Below are 20,159 nucleotides of genomic sequence, written 5' to 3'. Positions count from 1 at the left end.
TCCATACTGAGGCCGGATAGATTGATGCGAACCGTCTCTCATCCAACCAGAAACAGCCCTCTTGCAACGCACGGCCGGTCCATAGATTTTTAAAAACCGCAACCGCGGCCTCGCTTTTGGCATGATGGCGCGGCCGGGCTGAGAGCTTGCGGTAACCGAGCGCCCGCAGCTCGCGGCCCAGCGTCGTCTCGCTCACCTCGATCCGGAACTCGTCCCAGAGCCACTGCACCAGATCCTTCAGCCGCCAGCGCACCACGCCATGGACAGCCGGAATGGGGCCGCTCTCCACCAGGGCCAGCAAGGCCTCGCGATGGCGGGCGCTCAGCTTGCAGACATTCCCCGGCGCTTTGCCGTCGATCAGACCTTCGGGACCATGGGCGTTGAAGCGCACCGGTGATGTCACGTTAACGGAACTCGGGCGCGGCGAGGCAAGCGCGGTCACATGTTGGGCTCACCGTGCAATGCAGGCTGCAGACTTCCACGCCGCCATGGCCTTGAGGCGGTGAAGGTGGGTGGCAATGGCAGAGCGGCGGGAACGAGGCGGGACGAAGAGGTTGCGGACGGCAGAGAATACGCTAACAAATCTCTGCAAGCCTCCTGGTGATTTGAACCCCTGCATGGCGCGCTCACGTTTTCGCAGCGGGAGATGCGAGTTCTCCGCCCGATTATTCAGCCCTTTGTGCGAGCGATGCTCAACCGCCGGCATGATCTGGTGTCGGGCGGCTGCATAGGAGCCCAACTTATCGGTGATCAGTCGCCGGGGTGGGCAGCCCTGCTTCTTCAACAGACGCTTCAACAAGCGCTTGGCCGTCTTGGTATCGCGCCGCGTCTGGACGATCTCATCGAGGACATAGCCATCCTGATCGACCGCCCGCCAGAGCCAGTGCTTTTGGCCGGCAATGGTGAGCACAACCTCATCGAGATGCCAGACGTCGTGACGGCTCGGTGCCTTGCGCCTGAGGCGGCGCGCGTAGTCGGGTCCAAACTTCAGAGCCCAGCGACGGACTGTCTCGTAAGAGACGAGAATGCCGCGCTCGAGCAACATCTCCTCGACCAGCCGCAAGCTCAGTGGGAAACGGAAGTACAACCAGACGGCGTGAGCGATGATCTCAGGCGGGAAGCGGTGGCGCTTATAGCTGACGGGCTTGGTCATGCCAGTCGATCTATACGACTCGCCCTCATGCCCGAGTTAACGTGACACCACCGCAAAGCACCCTCATGCTGCATGGAGCCCGCGATCTCCTGATTGGGCAGCGGACAGCCCTGATCAATGCCCTGCGCGGTCACTTTGCCGAACTGGGCATCGTGGTGGCGCAGGGAGCTCGCAACACGCGCCAACTGATTGCCCTTATCCATGATGAGGCCATTCCCGATCTCCCCGTCACCGCTCGGGTCGCACTCGAGCCTCTGGCGGCGATGCTGGCTGAGATCGAGGCGCAGATTGCCAGGCTCGACAAAGCCATTCTGGCGGCCCACCGCAGCGATCCGGTGAGCCTCAGGCTGGCTACCATTCCCGGTATCGGCCCGATTGTGGCCTCCTGTCTCTCGGCCAGCATCCCGGACGCCAGCCTGTTCCAGGGCAGCCGGGAGTTTGCCGCCTATCTCCGCCTTGTCCCCCGGCAGCACTCAACCGGCGGCAAGCCGCGGCTGGGCTCCATCTCCAAGATGGGCAACCGGCACCTGCGCAAGCTGCTGGTCGTCGGCGCGCACGCGGCGCTCTACAGCATGAAGTCCGGCAAGACTCGGACGGTCCTGGCTGACTGGGCCCGAACTCTGCTGGCCAAGAAGCCGTTCAAGGTGGTGGCCGTGGCCTTAGCCAACAAGATGGCCCGGATCGCCTGGGCGGTGATGGCCAGGAGCGTGATTTACGAGCCCGGGAGCCATGGGGCTGCCGCACCGACGGCATCATAGACGGCAAGCTCACACTATTCGCCCATCAGGGCATCCCAGTTGGCACGGTGACGATGAGATGATGTGAAGCCAAAGCGGACATGGACCGCCGGATCTGGAAAACCCGTGGTGTTGTCTTGCGTCAGTCGAGCGCGATACCGTGAGAGGGACCAGCTTCCAGCGTAAAACATCAGGGCCTGCGGTCATGCAGCACCGCATTCAAAGGCCGGAGACATGACTGCACCCGCCCCGCTAGGCCGAAACGTCAACAACAATCACATTGCCAAACGGGCGCCATCCAGACATGACAGCACCAAATGATCCACATGATGCGCAAGCAGCAGGCGAAGTACGCGTGGAAGCCCGCGCCATCTCTTGCCGAGCAATTCAAGATGCTCGCTGCCTGAGCCTATGCCAAGTCCTCAGCCAGCTTCTCGCCCCGGCTTCAAATTTGCGACGCATCCCATTCTATCGAACGCCAATCCTGAGCCCAAGGATTCTTGGTAGCTTGGCAATGGACTGAGCCAAAGCAGGAGCATGGCGCTTCTGCTCGTCGGCCTCCTCGCAAGCAAGAATTGCGGAACGAATGGCACTGGCGCCGGCAAAGCGGAACGGCTCAGGCGGCAATCGCGGCAATGGGCGCGTGCAGAATGGCAGCGTCGACCAGCGGTCCTTCTCATTGAGGACCAGCGACGCGAGGCACTGCCCGGCGATATAGGTGGCGTTCACACCATGGCCTGAGAAGCCGCAGGCATAGTGGATACGCGTGTCGGATATGGTCTTGAAGAAGGGAAGGCGGTCTGCGGAAACATCGATTGCTCCGCCCCAAGCGCGAGCGAGCGGAACTTCCCGCAAGTCGGGAAGAAGCCGGCGAAGACCTGCCTCCGCTCGTCCGATGCTCGCCCTGTCATGTGTCAAATGCCTTGCCTGAGTATAATCGCCATAGCCGACCGGCCCGGACCCAGATCCCATCAGAACGCGGCTGTCCTCGGTCTTGCGGAAGTAATGCAGGAACATGCGCAGATCCGCGAGGCCTTCATCTCCGGTCCAGTTCATGGAGGCCAGCTGTTCCCGCGCAGGCTCAGACATGACGACATAACTGGAGAAGATGCTGACATGTGGCCTGACTTCCCGCCGCGCGCTGAGTGCGGCATTGGTCGCGAGCACGACCTCACGGGCGAGGATATGGCCACGAGGAGTTTTGATCCGGCAGGGCTGTCCCGGATCGACGCTCAGCATTGGGGTATTCTCGAATAGTGCAACTCCGCGGTCGATGACTGCCTGCCGAAGTGCACGTGCCAAGCGGGCAGGGTGCACCGTTGCTGCATCGGGATAGAAGATGCCGTGCCGGAATACCGGTGACGCACAGCGCGCCTGAACCTCTTCTATAGACAGCACCGCTACATGGTCTTCCGCACCCAGTTCGCGGGCTTGCTGCACGACGCCTGCGATCTTCTCTTCCTGCAACGCCGTGGTGGCGACCACGAGATTGCCACCCTCTCGCCACCAGATGTCGCGGCCGCATTCGGAGGCGAAGGCGCGGATTCCATCCTGTGCCCAGTCGCCAGCCTCGGCGATGGCAAGAGCGCCGTCCCGCCCGAGAGCCTGAACGGCGGTGCCCAGGGAGGACCAGTAGCCGTGAACTTTTCCGCCGTTCTTGCCACTCGCGCCGGAGCCGCAGATCGAAGCCTCGATCAGAACAATGGAAAGGCCAGGGCGACGGTTCTTAAGAGTGAGCGCGGACCAAAGTCCAGCGAATCCGCCGCCGACAATGGCGACGTCGGCTGTCAATTCTCCTTTAAGTGGCGCGGCGACAGGCACGTTGCCTTCATCCCTCAGGGCTTCATCGAGCCACCAGGAGCGATCGGACGGATCGATGGAGGGCGGGGAGGATCTCATGATGACAATGCCGTAAAGTGCTGCGCCTAAACTTTGGTCGCTGCACGCACAGCACTCGGCCGCGCGTGCAGCGGGAATCCGGTTTCAGTTCTGTTGCTGCAGCTTCGTGCGTAGCTCCTGCATCGAACGGTGGACCTGTTCGAGGTCTGCCACATCGAAGCCCTCCGCCAGAGCGGGGGAGTACTGCGCCAGGCGCTCACGCAGGACACCTCTGTAGCGTGCCCGCCGGTCCGCACCGACGACGAGGCCATTCTCTTCCTCGAAGCGCGTGTTCCATGCCACGGCTTCTTCCTGCGACATGGATGGCGGCAGGTTCAGCGACAGAACACCGTCGGCAAGCTGCACAGGGTAGCCTCCGGGTAGGCCGTAAGGGCCCGGAACATGACCGATCCATGGGCGCCCTTCCGCGAGAGCGAGGATCATCGGTACGCCGCTCGCTCCGGAGATGTCGATGACTGGTTCCGGCGTCAGCTTCACATCACGGAACATGCCGAACACATCCCCGATCTCTTCGTTGTCGATCCAGACCCGCGGCGAAGGACCTGAGCGCGTTTCGATCGGGCGGCGCCATGCTCCGAGATTCTGATAATGGGCAAGTACCTTGATGCGGCCTCTATCCATCAAACTGCGGTCGGACGCGAAGACATTGGACAGGATCGCGACATTCCCCATGCCGCAGAGGACTTGATGACCCAGCGCCTTGATCAATCCATTCACCACGTCCGGGAAGCTGCAATTGATCAGGGGAGCCTTAGTTCCGAGGCACGTCATGGCTGCGGCCACACGGGAGCTGAGAAGCGTCTGGAAAACCGCGGTCGCGCTCAATCCGCCTTCTACAACGAGCCTGCTCCATGCATCGCCTGATCCCACGATCACGGATGACGTTTGCGCGGAAGCAGCCTGCACGACCACATTCGGCTTTGTATCTTCAAGCAGTTCGGTGGCAGTGCCCTCGGCAAGAAGATCGGCCTCACGCGTGACGACGGTCATGGGTGTGTTGAAGATCGCGGCTCGAGCCCCTGCTGCGACTTTCAGCCATTGCAGGCGGTCTCGGTTGCGACCTGCGAGGACCACACGTGTCCGGGAAGTCGCCGTTGCTGCGATGTCGAACAGGATGCGAGCAGCGAAGGCGCCGGTTCCGGTCAGAAGGATGGTGGACTCCGTCGTCATTTCAGTTTCCTCTGGCGAATCTGTCCCAGCAATCGTCGAGACGCTTGGAAAGTTTGTGCTTCATGATGCGCTGACTCGGCGTGCGCTCGAACTCGTCGACCACGGCGATGTAGCGGGGGTTCTGATAGCTGGCGAGGCGAGTGGACAGCCACGTGGAAATCTCAGCAGGCTGCAGGCTGGCGCCCGACTTCGGCTTGATGAAGAGCTTGATGTCCTGTTCGCCGATATCCGCCGCGACGCCGATCATGGCGCAATCCTCGACGGATGGATGGTCAGATGCGACGCGCTCGACTTCCCAAGCGGAGACGTTCTCGCCGCGACAGCGGACGCTGTCGGTCATGCGGCCGTGGAAGATCAGGTTCTTGTCCGGGTCGAAGGTGCCAAGATCGCCTGTATACAAGGCACCGTTCCGAAGGGCCTTTTCGGTTGCGGATGGATTGGCGAAATAGCCTGGAAAGATCGCGCCGGGCATGGAGGTGCGTACCACGATTTCACCACGCTCGCCCTGAGGCACAGGGTTGCCATCGGCATCGAGCAATTCCACCGTGAACCACGGTACTGTGTTTCCGACCGAGCCGACGACACCCTTGTCGTTGAAGGTCGTAATACTAGAGGCTTCAGTCATGCCGTAGCATTCGCGGATCTGAACGCCGAAGCGGTTCTGGAATGCCTCCCAAATCTCCCCCGGGCAACCTCCACCCCAAGCAATCCTCACGGCATGGTCACGATCCATGGATGTTTCAGGTTGCTTGAGAAGGATCTGCAGAATGCCCCCGAGATAATGGATGTGCGTTGCATTGTATTCGCGCACCTGACTCCAGAAGCGACTTGCGCTGAAGCGATCCACCATCGCAAGGATCACGCCGTGGGTCATTGGCAGGCTTAGAAGCTGAGCGCCGCCGATATGGTAGAGTGGCTCCCACACGAACATGACGTCGCCTGCGCGGGAGGCCGCGACAAGGCTGACGCCTTCTCCCGCCAGTCGGATCATCCGGTTCGAGACGATCACGCCTTTCGGCTGTCCGGTTGTGCCGGAGGTATACATGATGGCGAAGGGCGCATCCAAGGTGGGTGCCGGTTCCGTGAAGAGGGTTCCGCCGCTCAGGACACTAACCAGACGAGGGTGATCATCGGCTCCCCCATGGAGGAGGAAGCCCTCGCGCGGATGCTCTGCTTCGCATTCGGTGATTATCGGTAGGAGCTCTGCATCGGCAATCACGAGAGCTGGCTTCGAGTGGTTGATGATGTATTGGAGGCCCTGGCCGCGCTGCTGGGCATTGAGCGGCACCCAGACCAGGCCGGCCTTGGCGAGCCCGAAAACCACCGCCAGCGTTTCCACGCTGTTGCGCATCATCACCGCAACATGCTCGCCGGTTTGCAGACGACGGGAGCGCAGCCAGGCCGCCAGAGCTGAAGACTGGGAGTCTAGCATGGCGAAGGTGAGGGGGGCGCCATTGAAGCGGGCGAAGATCCCTTCAGGGTTCTCCTCGGCTTGCAGACGCAATAGGTCGGCCAGATTGGTATCGTCGAGTGACATCGAGATTTCTCAGATCGTTAGTTTAAGTCGTACGGCGGAAGCGCTCGGCGAGGAGAAGAAGGACGGTCACGATCACAAAGACCACGACAGACACTGCAGCGAGCGTTGGATTGAGCTGCAGGATCATATCGTCCCACATCTGTTTGGGCAGCGTCGTCTTGATCCCACCGCTGATGAAGATTGCAATCGTGAGTTCATCGAATGAGGTGATGAAGGCGAACAGGAAGGCCGCCACCAGCCCTCCCTTCACGAGGGGAACCGTGACGAGCAGCAGGGTCTTGAACCGATTGGCCCCAAGCACCGCGGCTGCCTGGTCGAGACGCCAATCGTAATTCTTCAGGATCGCCGTGATGGTCACGAAGGCGAAGGGAAGGGCAAGGACGGTATGACCGATTACGAGGCCAACATTCGTAGCGACGAGACCCATCTGCGCGAAGAGATAGAAGAGGCCGACTGCAATGATGATGCGCGGGACAATCAAGGGAGCAAGGAATGTCGCGAAGACAACCCCGCCCCAGCGGGAGTTGGAGCGCGCCAGTGCCAGCGCCGCCAAGCCTCCGATGATGGTTCCGCAGATTGCGGTCGCGGCAGCCACGCCGAAGGAGCGCAAGGTGGCGGAAAGCCAGACGGGCGAGGAGAAATATGTCTCAAACCATTGCAGGCTGTACCCCGGAGGCGGGAACTCCAGGAACTGCGAGCTCGTGAAACCGATGGGTATCACAAGCATGGTAGGAAGCACCAGAAACATGAGGGCCAGCGTGCAGTAGATTGGCAGCAGACGGCGTGTGCCGCTGGCTCCGATCACGCGCCGGACAACATCGGCCAGCACGGCGCTCGCTTTGGCGATGATCCTCAGGATCGTAAGGCCGAGCAGGCGCAGACGCCCTGGTCCGCGATCCTGGGCTGAGGTCTCGCCCGAAAGCGATGAGAGGCCGAAGAGGCGGTCATAGAGCCAGACTGTAACGAGTGCCGCCACAAGCATCATGGCCGCAAGAGCGCCTGCGAACGCCCAATTGAGCAGTTCCTGCACCTGCGTGATGATGAGCTGCGCCAGCATCGTCTCGCGTCGTCCGCCCAGGAGAGCGGGCACGATGAAGAAGCCGAGAGACGAGATGAAGACCAGCAGGCCGCCGGCGGTCACGCCAGGCAGGGAGAGCTTGAAGTAAATGAGCCAGAAGGATTGAGCGGGTGCCGCGCCCAGCGCCTGCGCTGCCTGGATCAAGCGTCGGTCGACGCCGATCATCACCGGCAGCATGGTGAGCACGGCGAGCGGTACCATGGCGTGAACCATGCCGACCATCACGCCAAATTCGTTGTAGGCCAGCGGAAGTGGCTGAGATGCCAAGCCGCTTCCTGTCAGCATGCTGTTGATCACTCCGGTCCGCCCGAGAATGACCATCCAAGCGAAGGTCTTCACGAGATAGCTCGTCCAGAACGGCACCATCACGAGAAGCACCATGCGCTCCCGCAATCCCTCCTTCAGTCCTGCCAACCAGTAGGCCAGAGGATAGCCGAGCAGGATCGAGAACAAGGCCGTGTTGGCCGCGATCTTGAACGTGATACCCAGCACCTGAAGGTACACGTCCGTGTTCGCGATGCGGGCATAGGTTGCAACGCTGAGGGCGCCGCTCGCCGGATCCTGCACGCTTAGAGCGAGAAGACGCAGAACCGGATAAAGGAAGAAGATCGCTAGGAACGCGATGCCCGGTACAGCAAGCCAGAGCGCATTGGGGCGAAGGAGACGCTGTCGGAGCGGGGCGGCGGGAGCGGTGATTGCTGTCATGCTTGCGGTTCCCTTACCGTTCATGGCACCAGAACCGCTGCATCCGGGTTCCAGCTCAAGGTTGCGCGTTCTCCATACGCGGGAGCGGGTTGGCCCGGCGGCAGGCGTGCGATCACCATTTCGCCTTGGTCGAGATTGACGATGAGACGCGTCTCGGAGCCGGCGTAAACAGCGTCGGTGACACGGCCCACAACGGTGTTCCCGTTGTCGCCCCCGAGGCTGATCTGCTCGGGGCGGATCACGATGGCGGCCTCCGCACCGGAATACGAGGCACCTGCGGGCAGGCGGAATTTGCCTTGCGGCGTCGCGAGACGGGCCTCCCCATTGGAGGTGTCAACCTTGCCGCGGAAGATGTTCGAGATTCCGATGAAGTCGGCTGCGAAGGCTGTTGCAGGATGCGCATAAATCTCATGGGGAGAGCCGAGCTGCTCGATCCGGGCATGGTTCATTAGGCAGATCCGGTCGGAGAGGGCGAGCGCTTCCTCCTGGTCGTGGGTCACATAAATGATGGTCGCGCCTGTCTCGCGATGCAGCTGCTTGATCTCGATCTGCATGTGCTCGCGCAGCTTCTTGTCGAGAGCGCCGAGTGGCTCGTCCATGAGGATGATCGACGGCTGATAGACAAAGGAGCGGGCGAGTGCGACGCGCTGCTGCTGCCCGCCGGAAAGCTCACGGGGGAAGCGCGCTGCGAGATGGTCGAGCTGCACCATCGTCAAAACGTCTTTGACCCGCTGCTTGATCTCCGCGGCTGACATCGCCCGCATGCGCAGAGGGAACTCGATATTCTCGGCGACAGTCAGGTGCGGGAAGAGCGCGTAGTGCTGAAACACGAGTCCGATATCGCGCTGATGGACTGGTGTCTGGGTCTGATCGCGTCCGTCGATGAGAATGCGCCCGGAAGTCGGCTCGACGAGGCCGCAGACCATCTGCAGCAGCGTCGTCTTGCCCGAGCCCGATGGTCCGAGGAGGGTGAGGAACTCTCCCGTCGGAACGGTCAGGTGCGTCGGCTCCAGCGCGGTCACGGAACCATATTGCTTTGACAGGCCTTCAATGATCAGCTTCGGCGCAGCCGCACTATTTTTTTTCGCTACCGGTGTCATCGCAGCGTATTCCTTCCTTCGTCTCTAAGCCGCGTGCGGGTGCGGCGTTTGATGGATCCGCGACATCCGCCCAGACGGAAAATGCAATAAGAACCGACACGGCAAAGTTCGAGCGCAGCAACAGACCATAGGCTCCGCAGGTGAGCTGCCGACATCAGCGAACGCCCATGCTCACCCGGTTTGTGAATCCACACTCAGTCTTGCATAAATACGCCGCCGCCTCGGTAATACGCTTCCGAGATCAAAGCGGCGGCGCTTATCATCAAGTCAGAAGCCAGCTGTTGAACCGCTCGGTCACCGTAGCGCGGTTCTCGCTCCACCAGTTTTCATTGGCAACCCGCATCTGCTTTAGATTCTCGGGCGACGTGGGCAGAACCTTCGCCCGATCCTGAGATATGCTCTTGTAGGCATCGAGGTTGGTCGGTCCATAGGCCAGGATTTCAGTGTAGGCGGCCTGACGATCGGACGCGGAGCAGAACTTGATAAACTGCTTCGCGGCATCCGCGCGCGGGCATCCCTTTGGGATTGCCCAGCCCTCGATTGAATAGAGACCCTGATCCCAGACGATTGTCGCCGACGCGCCGCCGTCAATTGCCGCTTGGAGGCGTGCGTTCCAACCGCTGATCATATCAACCTCGCCACTTTGCAGAAGCTGAGTCGATTGCGCGCCGCCGGTCCACCACACTGCGATGTGCTGCTTGATCTTATCCAGGCTCTTGAATGCGCGGTCGACGTCGAGTGGATAAAGCTGATCAGGGCTCACGCCGTCCGCCATCAAAGCCTGCTCAAGGCTGTCGATGGGGTTCTTGCGCAGGGAGCGTCGTCCAGGGAACTTCTCCACGTTCCAGAAATCAGCCCAGCTCTTCGGCGCACTGTTTTTGAAGCGCTCGTTTCTGTAGGCGAAGACCGTGGAATACACGTCCGTGCCCATCCAGTGTTCCGAGATTGCTTCTGGCATCAATCCAGGGGCCGCATCTCGAGTGAAGCCGATAAGCTCAAGAAGGTTCTGCTTCGCCAGGATGTCCCGTGCCGAGACGGTCAGCGTGCAAACGTCCCAGGTGTAGGATTTCGTCTCGACGATCGCCTTGAACTGGGCCGTAGGTTCGGCCTCACGGGCAACGTTGACGACCTTGATGCCGGTCGCCTTCTCAAACGGATCGTAGAAGGCTTTCCGGAAGGCTGGGCCGAAGGGCCCTCCGGGATCGGCGACGGTGATTGTCGTCGCCGCCAGAGCCCTGCCGGTGAGACCCGGCATCCCGAGGACCAGGGCCGCGCCACCTGCGGTCTTGAGCAGGTGTCTCCGATTGATAGTCAGATTGGTATTGCTCATGTTCGTCCTCCAGTTTCGCAGATGGTCGACCTGCATTCCCTCGTGGTGTGGCCGGGGCTTCAGCCCTTCTTTGCCGCGGCCTTGCGAGCCAAGAACTGTTCCATCATTCGTGACGGTTCTCCAGATGCGTATGCTTCGCGCTGAATGCGGATGCCGGCAGAAAGACAGTCACGGAAACCTTCCTCCGTCATTTCCCGGAAGCGCTGACGATCCAGGCGCATGGCGACAGGAGGCTTGCTCGCGAGGAGTTCTGCAAGTGCAAGCGATTCACTCATGACCTTGTCCTGTGGCACCAAGCGGTTGATGATGCCGATACGATAGCACTCATCCGCATCCATCATGCGGCCAGTGAGCGTGAGATCAATGGTTCTTGCGAGACCAAGATGCTCGCGCATGATCCAGGGACCCGTGGTGCTGGCAATTCCGGAGTTGATCTCCGGCTGCCCCATTGTCACGCCGGAGTGACCGATTCGAAGGTCGCAAAGGAGCGTCACCTGAAAGGCCGAGCCAGCCGCGACGCCGTTTAGTGCTGCAATGATCGGCTTCGAGAGCGAACGGATGCGGTCATAGAGGCGCTCCCACTCGCCTATCCACTGCTCAGCGCGGTCGGGATCGAAGGTCTTCGTCTCGTTGAGGTCCTGTCCTGCGCCGAAGGCGCGGTCGCCAGCGCCGGTGAGAATGATGGCACGAACCTCCGCATCCTCTTCCATCGCAGCCAGGGTCGCGGTCAGCTCCTCCCGCATAGCCGTGTTCCAAGCATTCAAAACCTGCGGACGGTTCAGGGTGATGATGCCGACGGGACCCCGGCGCTCATCTAAAACAAACTCAGCCATGGCCTAGTATCTCCTAAGGCTTTATTGCAATGCAATAGTTGTTATTGTATGTTCCGCTTAACTTGCCGCAATTGTCAACTCCCATTGAGATTTTTATCGAGGCCGTTCGGATGCGAAAGAATTCAGGAATGGCGAGCAGCAAAATGATGAAAATCGAGGATGACGGTCCGGCAAAGCGCAGCCGTTCTGCAGATCCGCTGATGGTGATGTCAGTGGAGAAGGCCTTTCGTGTGCTTTCCGTTTTCGATCATCACAGCACGAACCTGGGTCTTTCTCAGATTGCGGCGGCGACCGATATGGATGTCAGCGCAGCACAACGCTTCACACATACGCTGACCAAGTTGGGTTATTTGCGCAAAGACCCCGATACGAAGCGGTTCGAGCTGACAGCCAAGACACTGCAACTAGGTTACTACTACCTGCGCAGCAACCGCCTCGTGGAACGGGCTATGCCCTATCTCCTGCACCTCTCCAAAGAGACGGAGGAGACAGTCAACATGACTGTGCTTGACGACACAGAGATCATCTTCATCTCTCGCTTCATGAGCCGGCACATGCTGAACACGAACGTGATCATCGGCTCCCGCATGCCGGCCTATTGCACCGCTCCGGGCATGGCGATCCTGTCGCGCTTGCCGGAGGATGAGGCCGTTGGGATTCTCGAACGCTCTGACCGGAAGGCTTACACGCCCTCGACGACGTGGAGGCTCGACGATCTCGTGAAGAAGCTGCGCGTTTCGCGCGAGCAGGGATACGCCACCGCTTTCGATGAGTTCTATCGGGGGGACGCATCCATCGCCGCGGCAGTCGTTGCGGCAAACAATCGCCCGGAAGGTGCGATCAATATCGCCGTTCCGCTCTCGCGCTTCTCGCCGGAAATGGTCGTGGAGCGCTTCGCGATGCACATTATCTCCGGAGCGCACTCCGTATCGTCCACCTGATGCAATCTCTGCTTGGCTGAAATTTGAGCTCATTGCCCGAAAGATCGACGGGCTTTTTCTTGACAGCTGTTTTCTTCCAATCCTACCCTTCCACAAAACTTATCGCATTGCGATAAAGATGTGACGGTGAGGGATGTCGGACGGGCCAGGACAGAGAGCGTCTCGAGGACAATTCGTGAGGGCCATCCCCCGTCACGGCGTTCCCCTCCGCATAACGATCGATGGACATGCCGTCGAGGCTGTCGAAGGCGACAGCCTACTTGCGGTGCTCCTTCTGAACGGAAGGGCCGTCCGTCATCTCGAATTCGGCGGCGCGCCCCGCGCTGGTTTCTGTCTGATGGGAGCGTGCCAGGATTGCTGGGTCTCACTCGGAGACGGCGAGCGCGTCCGAGCCTGTACGACCCTCGCAGTCAGTGACATGATTGTTTGGACCGATCATCAGAAAGCCGGCGCCAATGACTAATGTCGTGATCGTCGGCGGCGGTCCGGCTGGCGTCCGAGCCGCATCCATTCTGGTCGAGGCAGGCCTGAAGCCGATTCTCGTGAACGAGGCGAGGCAAGTGGGTGGCCAGGGCTATCGCATGCCGGCCAAGAGCCTTGCTCTCGACCTCAAGGTCCTGATGGGTTCGGAGGCAGGAAAGTACCGGCGCCTGCATTCGTTGTTCGCCTCTCTCGAAAAGCGGATCGATTACCGACCCGCCACTCTGGTCTGGGGCGTCCATGACAAAGTGCTGCACACGTTATGCGATGGTGTGGCGGGTACGATCCCGTATGACGCGCTGATCCTGACGACCGGCGCCACGGATCGGATCATGCCTCTGCCGAACTGGACATTGCCGGGTGTCTTCACCCTCGGCGGCGCCCAGGTGATCCTCAAGGATCAGGGGTGCCTGATCGGGAGCCGCATCGTCTTCCTCGGCAGTTCGCCGCTGCTGTTACTGGCGGCGCTGCAATACCACAAGTCCGGTGCATCGATTGCCGCCGTCGTGGATACGACTCCTTTCTCAGCGAAACGGGCTGCGATGCGCGACCTTGCGGCGAGCTCGCGAACGCTGGCGCGAGGCATCATGTACCGGGCGGCACTCCATTGGGCCGGCATTCCCATCATCGACGGCGCGACCCCTCTCGCGATCGACGGCAAGGATTATGTCGAGGGCGTTCGGATCAGGGATGGCAGGGGGCGCGAACGGCTCATTCCCTGTGACGCCGTTGCCTATGGCTACGGCCTCAAGCCGGAAACGCAGCTGGCCGAGCTGGCTGGAGCGCGCTTCCGGTTCGATCCGACCTTCCGGCTCTGGTTGCCGGAGACTGATGCCGACGGACGGGCTGGGGCTGATCTCTACCTGGCTGGTGACAGCGCGGCGATCGGCGGAGCGGACGCCGCAGAGGCCAGCGGTGCGCTCGCGGCTCACGCGCTGCTCGCAGATTTCGGCCGGCCGCAGCCGGAGACTGAGCTGGTCCGTCTGCGGCGACAGGTCGGGCGCCTGCGGCGATTCCAGAAAGGCTTGGCCCGGGCCTTCGCATGGCCGGTCGAGCAGGTTGCCGCATTGACCGACGAAACCATCGCCTGCCGATGCGAGGCGGTGACGGTCGGGGAAATCCGAGGTGCCGTTCGTGCGCCGCTGGGCCCGCGCGAGGTCAATCGGGTGAAGGCGATCACGCGCTGCGGCATGGGCCGGTGCCAGGGGCGTTTCTGCGGTCCGGCCCTGCAGGAGATCGTGGCCGGAGCCTGCGGAGCGCCAATCGCGGAAGTTGGGCGCTTGCGCACGCAGGCGCCGGTGAAGCCCATTCCTCTTCATGCAGCCGCGGAGCTGGAGCCATGACGACGAAGACGAAAATCGTCATTGTCGGCGGCGGGCTCATCGGCACCTGGACGGCCCTTCTCCTCGCCAAGCGCGGATTGGATGTGATCCTGATCGAGAAAGGCATCGTCGGTGCCCAATCGAGCGGCGTGAACTTCGGCAACTTGCGTTTGCAGGGTCGGCATCCCGGGCAGTATCCATTGTCTCTCAGATCTCAGGCGCTCTGGGAGAACATCGACGAGCTGATCGGCGACAGGTGCGAGTTCGAGAGAACCGGCCACCTCTATGTTGCGATGAACGATGCCGAGCAGGCGAAGCTGGAGCAGTATGCACGGGTGTCCGAGAGCCATGGACTCGTGATCGAGCGGATCGATCGTGAGGAGTTGCGCCGCCGCTGGCCGTGGGTGGGGGAGAGCCCTCAGGCAGCAACCTATTCGGCGCGCGATGCCACGGCCAACCCCCGTCTCGTGTCGGTGGCTGTCGCACGGGCCGCGCAGCGCCTCAACGCGGAAGTACTCGAGAGGACGTGCGTGACGCAAGTACATCAAACCGGCGCCGGCTTCACCGTCATGACCGATACCGGGTGCGTGATCGACTGCGATGCAGTAGTGAACTCCGCAGGCGCTTGGGCTCTGACTGTTGCGGAGGCCTTCGGCGAGACGGCGCCCATGTTCGCAGCCGGCCCTCCGCAATTCGTGACCGAGCCGCTTCCTTACCGGATCGCGCCTTCCGTGCAGGCGGTGGATGGATCCGCCATCTTTCGGCAGGTTCCGCGCGGCAACGTAATTTTCGCGGGCTATCCGCGAACTGCGGCGGATCCAGTACTCAACCGCGCTCCCGTGCCGCCGGTCAAGACGCTCAACGGCATGCGCAACCTTATGACGATCGCCCCGTTCCTGAAGTCGGCGCAGGTGATCCGCGTCTGGTCGGGAATCGAGGGCTATCTGCCCGACATGCTGCCGGTCATCGGCGAGAGCGAGACGACGCCCGGTTTGTATCATGCCTTCGGCTTTTGCGGGCACGGCTTCCAGGTCGGTCCCGGAGTCGCTGCAGTGCTTGTCGATCTCATCGTCGAGGGCAGGACCGATACGCCGATCAATATTTTCTCCATCGCCCGTTTCAAGGATGCCGTTCAGGTCTCGGACAAGCTGGCGCGTGAATTCGATGGGCCGGCTGTGGCCGGCAGCCGGGCAGGGTGACGACTATGGGCGAGTTGCTTTATCTCTCCAGCGAAGACATCGCGGCACTCGAGATAAAGCCTCGGGCCGCGCGAGAGGCGCTGGCACAAGCCTTCCGCCTACATGCCGAGGGGAAAGCTCACGTTCAGCCGAAGCTCACCGTGCCAGTTGGCCCAGGCCATTTCTTCCAGTCTCTCTGCGCTGCCATGCCCGATCCTCCCTTCGCGGCGACGAAATGGGTCGGCGTTGCCGCCGACAACGGCGAACGCGGACTGCCGAACGTCAATGGTCTGATCGTGGTAAGTGAATTCACCACGGGCGTTCCGGTGGCTGTCATGGACGGAACGGGTCTCACGGTGCTGCGGACGGCCGCCATGTCGGCGCTGGCGGCTTCCTATCTCGCGCGTCCCGACAGTTCCACCATCGGCTTCATCGGATGCGGTGCCCAGGCTTATGGGCATCTCGCATCCCTCCGCGATGTGCTGCCTGGGCTTCGCGGGGTCGTCTGCAGCTCACGCAGCCGGGCATCCGCCGAAAAGCTCGCGGAATGGGCCCATGAGGGCGGCCTTGACGCTGAGGTCGTGGATCGTCCCGACGAAGCGCTCGCCTGCGACGTCGTCGTGACGACAGTCCCGGCGCAGCCCGGCCTCGAGCCGTTGCTAGATGCCTCGCTCCTGCGGCCCGGCTGCTTCGTCGCCGCGGTCGATCTCGGCCGCCCTTGGCGCGGCGTGGGGCTGCGCACTCTCGATATTCTGGCCACAGACGACCATGCTCAGGCGGCCGATCCGTCCAATCAGGCCAAGCTCCGCTATCCAGGGCCCTTCGATGCAGATCTGGCATCCCTCGTCGTCGGGACTGCTCCTGGGCGCACTGACGTAAGGCAGCGCGCCATGTTCCTCTTTCCCGGCTTCGCTCTTGGCGATCTCGCCATTGCGGCCGAGGTCATCGCAGAGGCCGAGCGAACCGGTCGCGGACTATATCTTCCGCTATAAGGGAGGGAGCTTTGGCTAACATCGCCATTGTCGGAGCAGGCGTCATCGGGGCCTCGTGTGCGGCCTTCCTTCAGCGGGACGGGCACTCCGTGACCATTTATGATCCATTGCCACCGGGAGAGGGATGTTCCTTCGGCAATGCTGGAAGTATCGGTCCCGGATCGGTGGTGCCGCTGTCCACGCCAGGCATCGTGCGGCAGGCTGCGTCGTGGATCACCGATCCCGACAGTCCGTTGTGGATCGACTGGCGCTATCTGCCTCGTGCGCTGCCTTGGCTCACCAGGTTCATCGCGGCGGGAGCAAGCCCGCGCATCAACGGCATCGCAAAGGCACTCCGCTTGCTCCACGCCGACAGCTTCGAGAACTACCGGAAGCTTTTGGGTATCAATGCTAAAAGCCTGCTTCATGTTTCCGGTCAGCTCTACCTATATGAAAGCGATGCTGCCTTCGCCAAGGATACACTGGGTCAACAACTAAGAGCTGCGCTCGGAATCCGTTCGGAAATCCTGGGTCCCGACGAGGTCCGCCAACTGGAGCCCTCGCTGGGTCCGCGCTTTTCGAAAGCGATCTACCTTCCGGATTCCGGTCATTGCAGCAATCCTCATCGCCTTGTGGCGACCATCGCCGAAGACATCGCGCGGAACGGGGGGCGCTTCGTTCGCACATCGGTCAAAGATTTCGAGCAGCATGCCGGAGAGGTTCGGGCCGTCGTGACGGATGTTGGGCGCATGCCGTGCGATATGGTGGTGATCGCAGCCGGTGCGTGGTCTCAGCGTTTGGTCGGACGGCTCGGCCTCAGGATCCCCATCGAAAGCCTGCGCGGCTACCACGTGATGCTGCCCATGCCTGAGACGGCCCCAAAGCGCCCGCTCTATCCGCTGGCTGCAAAGATCATGATGACGCCCATGGAGCATGGCCTTCGGGTCGCAGGAACGGCGGAGATCGCTGGTCTCGACGCCCCGATGAATGAGCGGCGGGCCTCCACCCTCGGGAAGATCGCAAAGCGCTACTTCCCTAGCATGACTGACGAGCCGATTTCCATTTGGATGGGGCACCGCCCCGCGACACCTGATTCCCTGCCAGTGATCGGACCCTCGCCTCAGCACAGGAACGTTGTGCTTGCTTTCGGCCATGGCCAGACAGGGCTTATTGGCGGCTCAACAACAGGCCTGCTGGTCTCTGACTTGGTTGCAAGCAGGAAACCAACGATCGATCCTTATCCTTACCGAGCAAATCGCTTCTAAACACGGCTGATCTACGCAGTAGATCCGATCAAGGAAGCATTCGTCCATATGAGGCGAGCCGCATAGACAAGGCAGACACTCGAAGAAGCTTGGTTCGAATAGCTCAGGATTGGAAGGTAAGGTCCGCAAATGGCAGGATCCGGAAGTAAGCCGAACTTCTTCAAAGGCGCGACGAGCGGACCTTCATTTGGCCTGCCCAACGTTACACTTTGACCCAGAGCAGTCCTTCTGCAGCGACCTCTTTCGGCGAAGCCGAGCTGAACTAGACACGTTGATATCGGCGGTTCTACTTCTGCTTTGACAGAATGAAGTCCAGAACTGGCCGACTGACGGTGCCATCCTCCGTGTTGAAGGAACTCCCAGCCGACCCGTGATTGTGAGCCCTCATCCATAGCAGGTCAGGACAGGTATTCTGGGCTCTGCATAGGGCAGCGAACATTTCACCAGCTTGGATCTGCATTTGAGGTGGGTCGAGCTCCGCATAGGCAAGCAGGATCGGCGGCAAGGGAGCTTTCAGTTTCAGGACGATGGACATTGCTCCCGAGCGCTCGGGGTCAGTTCCGAAGTAGGCATCGTTTCGCGGGTCCGGTGTTGGAAGGCCAAGTTGCTTCTTGGCCCGAAACTCCAGATCGGCATCGTACACACCAGACAGCAGCACCGCACCTGCTATTCCCAACCCGTCCGCCGGCCTAAACCGAGGCATGGTCACGGCGCTCGCCACATGGGCAGCACCCGCGGACTCGCCCATCAGAACGATGCGGCTCGGGTCAATGCCCAAAGCATCAGCATTGGCTTTGACCCAGTTCAAAGCGGCCACAACGTCCTCAGGGCCCGCAGGCCATGGGTTCTTGGGAGCCAGCTGATAGCTGCTCAGGATCGCCACGACGCCATGGCGGGCAAGGAAGTATCCGATGTTGGAACGCTCGGCCTTGTCGCCGCGGATAAAGCCGCCGCCGTGAAAGAAGATGACGGCCGGGCGCCTCTCGGATGAGGCCTGTTCAGGCTTGTGGCGCTCGTCAGGACCGTATGCAATGTCGTTTGTGCGGGTGACATTTACGGTCGGCTGCCGTGCCAGAAGCGGTTCGTAGAGCTTGTTGACCGCCGGCACGTTCACGACAGGACCAAGAGCGCGGATCTGCGCCGCGATCTCGGGTGGTGGCCCTGATGAGACCTCCTGAGCATGAGCTTGGCTTGCGAGCGCCAAGACGGCCAGACACAATGCAACCACGGGCACTTTCGACGGTGACATATCTTGTCCTTGACCGGTTGAGCTCTCTAGGGGGGGATGCCGCTCGGGTCTATGCTGTCGCTATGGACGCTCTGGCAGAGGACAGGTGAACTGTCCTCTGCCAGAGCATGACCCTGGTCATTGAGGCTCAATGCCGAGCTCCCGAATGACCTTGCCGGTCGAGGCAAGTTCCGCTTCCAGGAACTTCTTGGCTCCAACCGGCGTCACAGCCTCGCCCGGATCGACCTCGAAGCCCAGCGTCGGAGCCCGCTCCTGAACATCCGGCTCCTTCAGGACCCGGGCTATTTCTGAGCTCAGTTTCTGAACAATGTCAGAGGGCGTGTTGGCCGGAGCCAGGACCATGAACCAGCCCTGGAGATCGACGCTCTTCAAGGTCTCGGAAATGGCAGGCACGTCCGGGAGCGAGGAGATCCTCCTGGTTCCCGCAACGGCGATGGGCCGGAGGGAGCCTTCCTTGATGAAAGGTTCGACCACGGATGCGGATTGGATCGTGACCTGGGTGCGGCCCGTGATGCTGTCCTGCACCGCGTTTGATATGGTGTTGTAGGGCACGAGCACGAATTTGGTGCCAGCCTGCTTGTTGATCGATTGCGCGATCAGGCCCGAGATGTTGCGCGGGCCATCAACAGCAAGGCTCAATGAACCGGGGGCAGCCTTCTCGAGTGCAATCAGCTCAGGCAGGGTCGTGGCCTTCACATCCTTATTCACCAGAAGCACATGATGGCTTTTCGCCACCATGGCGACCGGCGTGAAATCCTTGACTGGATCGTACGAGAGGTTCTTGAAGGTATAGGGATTGGTGACCAGCGAGGCTGAGGTCGCGAACAGGAACGTGTAGCCGTCCGGAGCAGCACGTGCGACCGACTGGGTGCCGACGACGTTCGCGGCGCCAGGACGGTTCTCGACAACGAACTGCTGTCCAAAGCTACGCGAGAGCTTGTCTGCGATGATGCGGCACAGGACGTCGGGGCTGTTTCCCGCGGCCTGAGGCACGACGATCGTGACCGGGCGCTGGGGCCAAGTCTCGGCATGCGCTGTGGCCGTGGCCAGGAGTGCGGCGCCCGCCAAGAGAACGCGCCGGGTGAGGGTGGTCATGTCTTTCCTCCTTGAGATTGTGCATCCAGAGAATTGATGGAATCGGCGCCTTCTTCGGACGCCTTGATAAGTCACGGTCGGATCAGCCCGGCGTTGTATGCCGGGCTGCTCTGGTG

At 61.2% G+C, this 20,159-nt stretch carries 16 protein-coding genes and 3 pseudogenes; 8 read left to right on the top strand and 11 right to left on the bottom strand.

Annotation, left to right across the window (positions count from 1 at the left end):
• Positions 1-61: 61 nt before the first annotated feature.
• Positions 62-385: pseudogene (locus JQC81_RS33440) on the bottom strand (winged helix-turn-helix domain-containing protein); the annotation flags it as partial.
• Positions 386-451: 66 nt separating this feature from the next.
• Positions 452-1,153: an IS6 family transposase gene (locus tag JQC81_RS24940; RefSeq protein ID WP_203274501.1), complete on the bottom strand. Its 702-nt coding sequence runs from the start codon at positions 1,151-1,153 to the stop codon at positions 452-454.
• Here JQC81_RS24940 and JQC81_RS24935 point away from each other — a divergent pair.
• Together JQC81_RS24935 and JQC81_RS24930 are read left to right on the top strand one after the other, a co-directional pair.
• Positions 1,153-1,911: pseudogene (locus JQC81_RS24935) on the top strand (IS110 family RNA-guided transposase); the annotation flags it as partial. The gene JQC81_RS24940 and the pseudogene JQC81_RS24935 sit on opposite strands and share 1 nt — an antisense overlap.
• Before the next feature lie 293 nt (positions 1,912-2,204).
• A pseudogene (locus tag JQC81_RS24930) lies at positions 2,205-2,297 on the top strand (IS6 family transposase); the annotation flags it as partial.
• Positions 2,298-2,358: 61 nt separating this feature from the next.
• Here the strand turns inward: JQC81_RS24930 and JQC81_RS24925 are convergent.
• From JQC81_RS24925 to JQC81_RS24895, 7 genes are all read right to left on the bottom strand, one after another.
• Positions 2,359-3,789, bottom strand: a complete 1,431-nt coding sequence (locus JQC81_RS24925) for an NAD(P)/FAD-dependent oxidoreductase (RefSeq protein WP_203274500.1) — start codon at positions 3,787-3,789, stop codon at positions 2,359-2,361.
• Positions 3,790-3,873: 84 nt separating this feature from the next.
• A complete protein-coding gene (locus JQC81_RS24920) occupies positions 3,874-4,959 on the bottom strand; it encodes a hypothetical protein (RefSeq protein ID WP_203274499.1) in 1,086 nt (361 codons plus the stop codon).
• A gap of 1 nt (position 4,960) precedes the next feature.
• The gene (locus JQC81_RS24915; protein WP_203274498.1) at positions 4,961-6,496 is read right to left on the bottom strand and encodes an AMP-binding protein; all 1,536 of its coding nucleotides are present in this window, start codon (positions 6,494-6,496) and stop codon (positions 4,961-4,963) included.
• A 22-nt stretch (positions 6,497-6,518) separates the two neighbouring features.
• Positions 6,519-8,279 carry an ABC transporter permease subunit gene (locus JQC81_RS24910; RefSeq protein ID WP_203274497.1) on the bottom strand — a complete coding sequence of 587 codons (1,761 nt, stop codon included), beginning with the start codon at positions 8,277-8,279 and terminating at the stop codon, positions 6,519-6,521.
• Between the two features lie 20 nt (positions 8,280-8,299).
• Positions 8,300-9,379 (bottom strand): ABC transporter ATP-binding protein, encoded by a 1,080-nt coding sequence (locus tag JQC81_RS24905; RefSeq protein ID WP_203274496.1) that lies wholly within the window; start codon positions 9,377-9,379, stop codon positions 8,300-8,302.
• A 262-nt stretch (positions 9,380-9,641) separates the two neighbouring features.
• Positions 9,642-10,709: an ABC transporter substrate-binding protein gene (locus tag JQC81_RS24900; protein WP_203274495.1), complete on the bottom strand. Its 1,068-nt coding sequence runs from the start codon at positions 10,707-10,709 to the stop codon at positions 9,642-9,644.
• A 59-nt stretch (positions 10,710-10,768) separates the two neighbouring features.
• Positions 10,769-11,542 carry an enoyl-CoA hydratase/isomerase family protein gene (locus JQC81_RS24895; protein WP_203274494.1) on the bottom strand — a complete coding sequence of 258 codons (774 nt, stop codon included), beginning with the start codon at positions 11,540-11,542 and terminating at the stop codon, positions 10,769-10,771.
• Between the two features lie 128 nt (positions 11,543-11,670).
• On the opposite strand from JQC81_RS24895, the gene JQC81_RS24890 reads away from it, so the two are divergent.
• The 6 genes from JQC81_RS24890 to JQC81_RS24865 all read left to right on the top strand — a co-directional run bounded on the left by JQC81_RS24890 (position 11,671) and on the right by JQC81_RS24865 (position 17,699).
• The gene (locus JQC81_RS24890) at positions 11,671-12,483 is read left to right on the top strand and encodes an IclR family transcriptional regulator (protein WP_246520647.1); all 813 of its coding nucleotides are present in this window, start codon (positions 11,671-11,673) and stop codon (positions 12,481-12,483) included.
• A 133-nt stretch (positions 12,484-12,616) separates the two neighbouring features.
• On the top strand, positions 12,617-12,946 hold the full coding sequence (locus JQC81_RS24885; protein WP_203274493.1) for a (2Fe-2S)-binding protein: 330 nt from the start codon (positions 12,617-12,619) through the stop codon (positions 12,944-12,946).
• Positions 12,939-14,306 (top strand): FAD/NAD(P)-dependent oxidoreductase, encoded by a 1,368-nt coding sequence (locus tag JQC81_RS24880; protein WP_203274492.1) that lies wholly within the window; start codon positions 12,939-12,941, stop codon positions 14,304-14,306. Before JQC81_RS24885 ends, JQC81_RS24880 begins: the two co-directional genes overlap by 8 nt.
• Positions 14,303-15,484, top strand: a complete 1,182-nt coding sequence (locus JQC81_RS24875) for an NAD(P)/FAD-dependent oxidoreductase (RefSeq protein WP_203274491.1) — start codon at positions 14,303-14,305, stop codon at positions 15,482-15,484. Before JQC81_RS24880 ends, JQC81_RS24875 begins: the two co-directional genes overlap by 4 nt.
• 5 nt (positions 15,485-15,489) lie before the next feature.
• Complete coding sequence (locus JQC81_RS24870) at positions 15,490-16,455, top strand: ornithine cyclodeaminase family protein (RefSeq protein ID WP_203274490.1); 966 nt, start codon at positions 15,490-15,492, stop codon at positions 16,453-16,455.
• Positions 16,456-16,466: 11 nt separating this feature from the next.
• Positions 16,467-17,699 carry an NAD(P)/FAD-dependent oxidoreductase gene (locus JQC81_RS24865; RefSeq protein ID WP_203274489.1) on the top strand — a complete coding sequence of 411 codons (1,233 nt, stop codon included), beginning with the start codon at positions 16,467-16,469 and terminating at the stop codon, positions 17,697-17,699.
• Between the two features lie 286 nt (positions 17,700-17,985).
• On the opposite strand, the gene JQC81_RS24860 is transcribed toward JQC81_RS24865, so the two are convergent.
• Both JQC81_RS24860 and JQC81_RS24855 read right to left on the bottom strand, forming a co-directional pair.
• Positions 17,986-18,948: an alpha/beta hydrolase gene (locus JQC81_RS24860; protein ID WP_203274488.1), complete on the bottom strand. Its 963-nt coding sequence runs from the start codon at positions 18,946-18,948 to the stop codon at positions 17,986-17,988.
• 117 nt (positions 18,949-19,065) lie between these two features.
• Positions 19,066-20,043, bottom strand: a complete 978-nt coding sequence (locus tag JQC81_RS24855) for a Bug family tripartite tricarboxylate transporter substrate binding protein (protein WP_203274487.1) — start codon at positions 20,041-20,043, stop codon at positions 19,066-19,068.
• Positions 20,044-20,159: the final 116 nt, after the last annotated feature.

The sequence above is a fragment of the Microvirga arabica genome (genome assembly GCF_016811235.1).
Taxonomy (GTDB): domain Bacteria; phylum Pseudomonadota; class Alphaproteobacteria; order Rhizobiales; family Beijerinckiaceae; genus Microvirga; species Microvirga arabica.
This window is presented reverse-complemented; position numbering and strand designations above follow the sequence as displayed.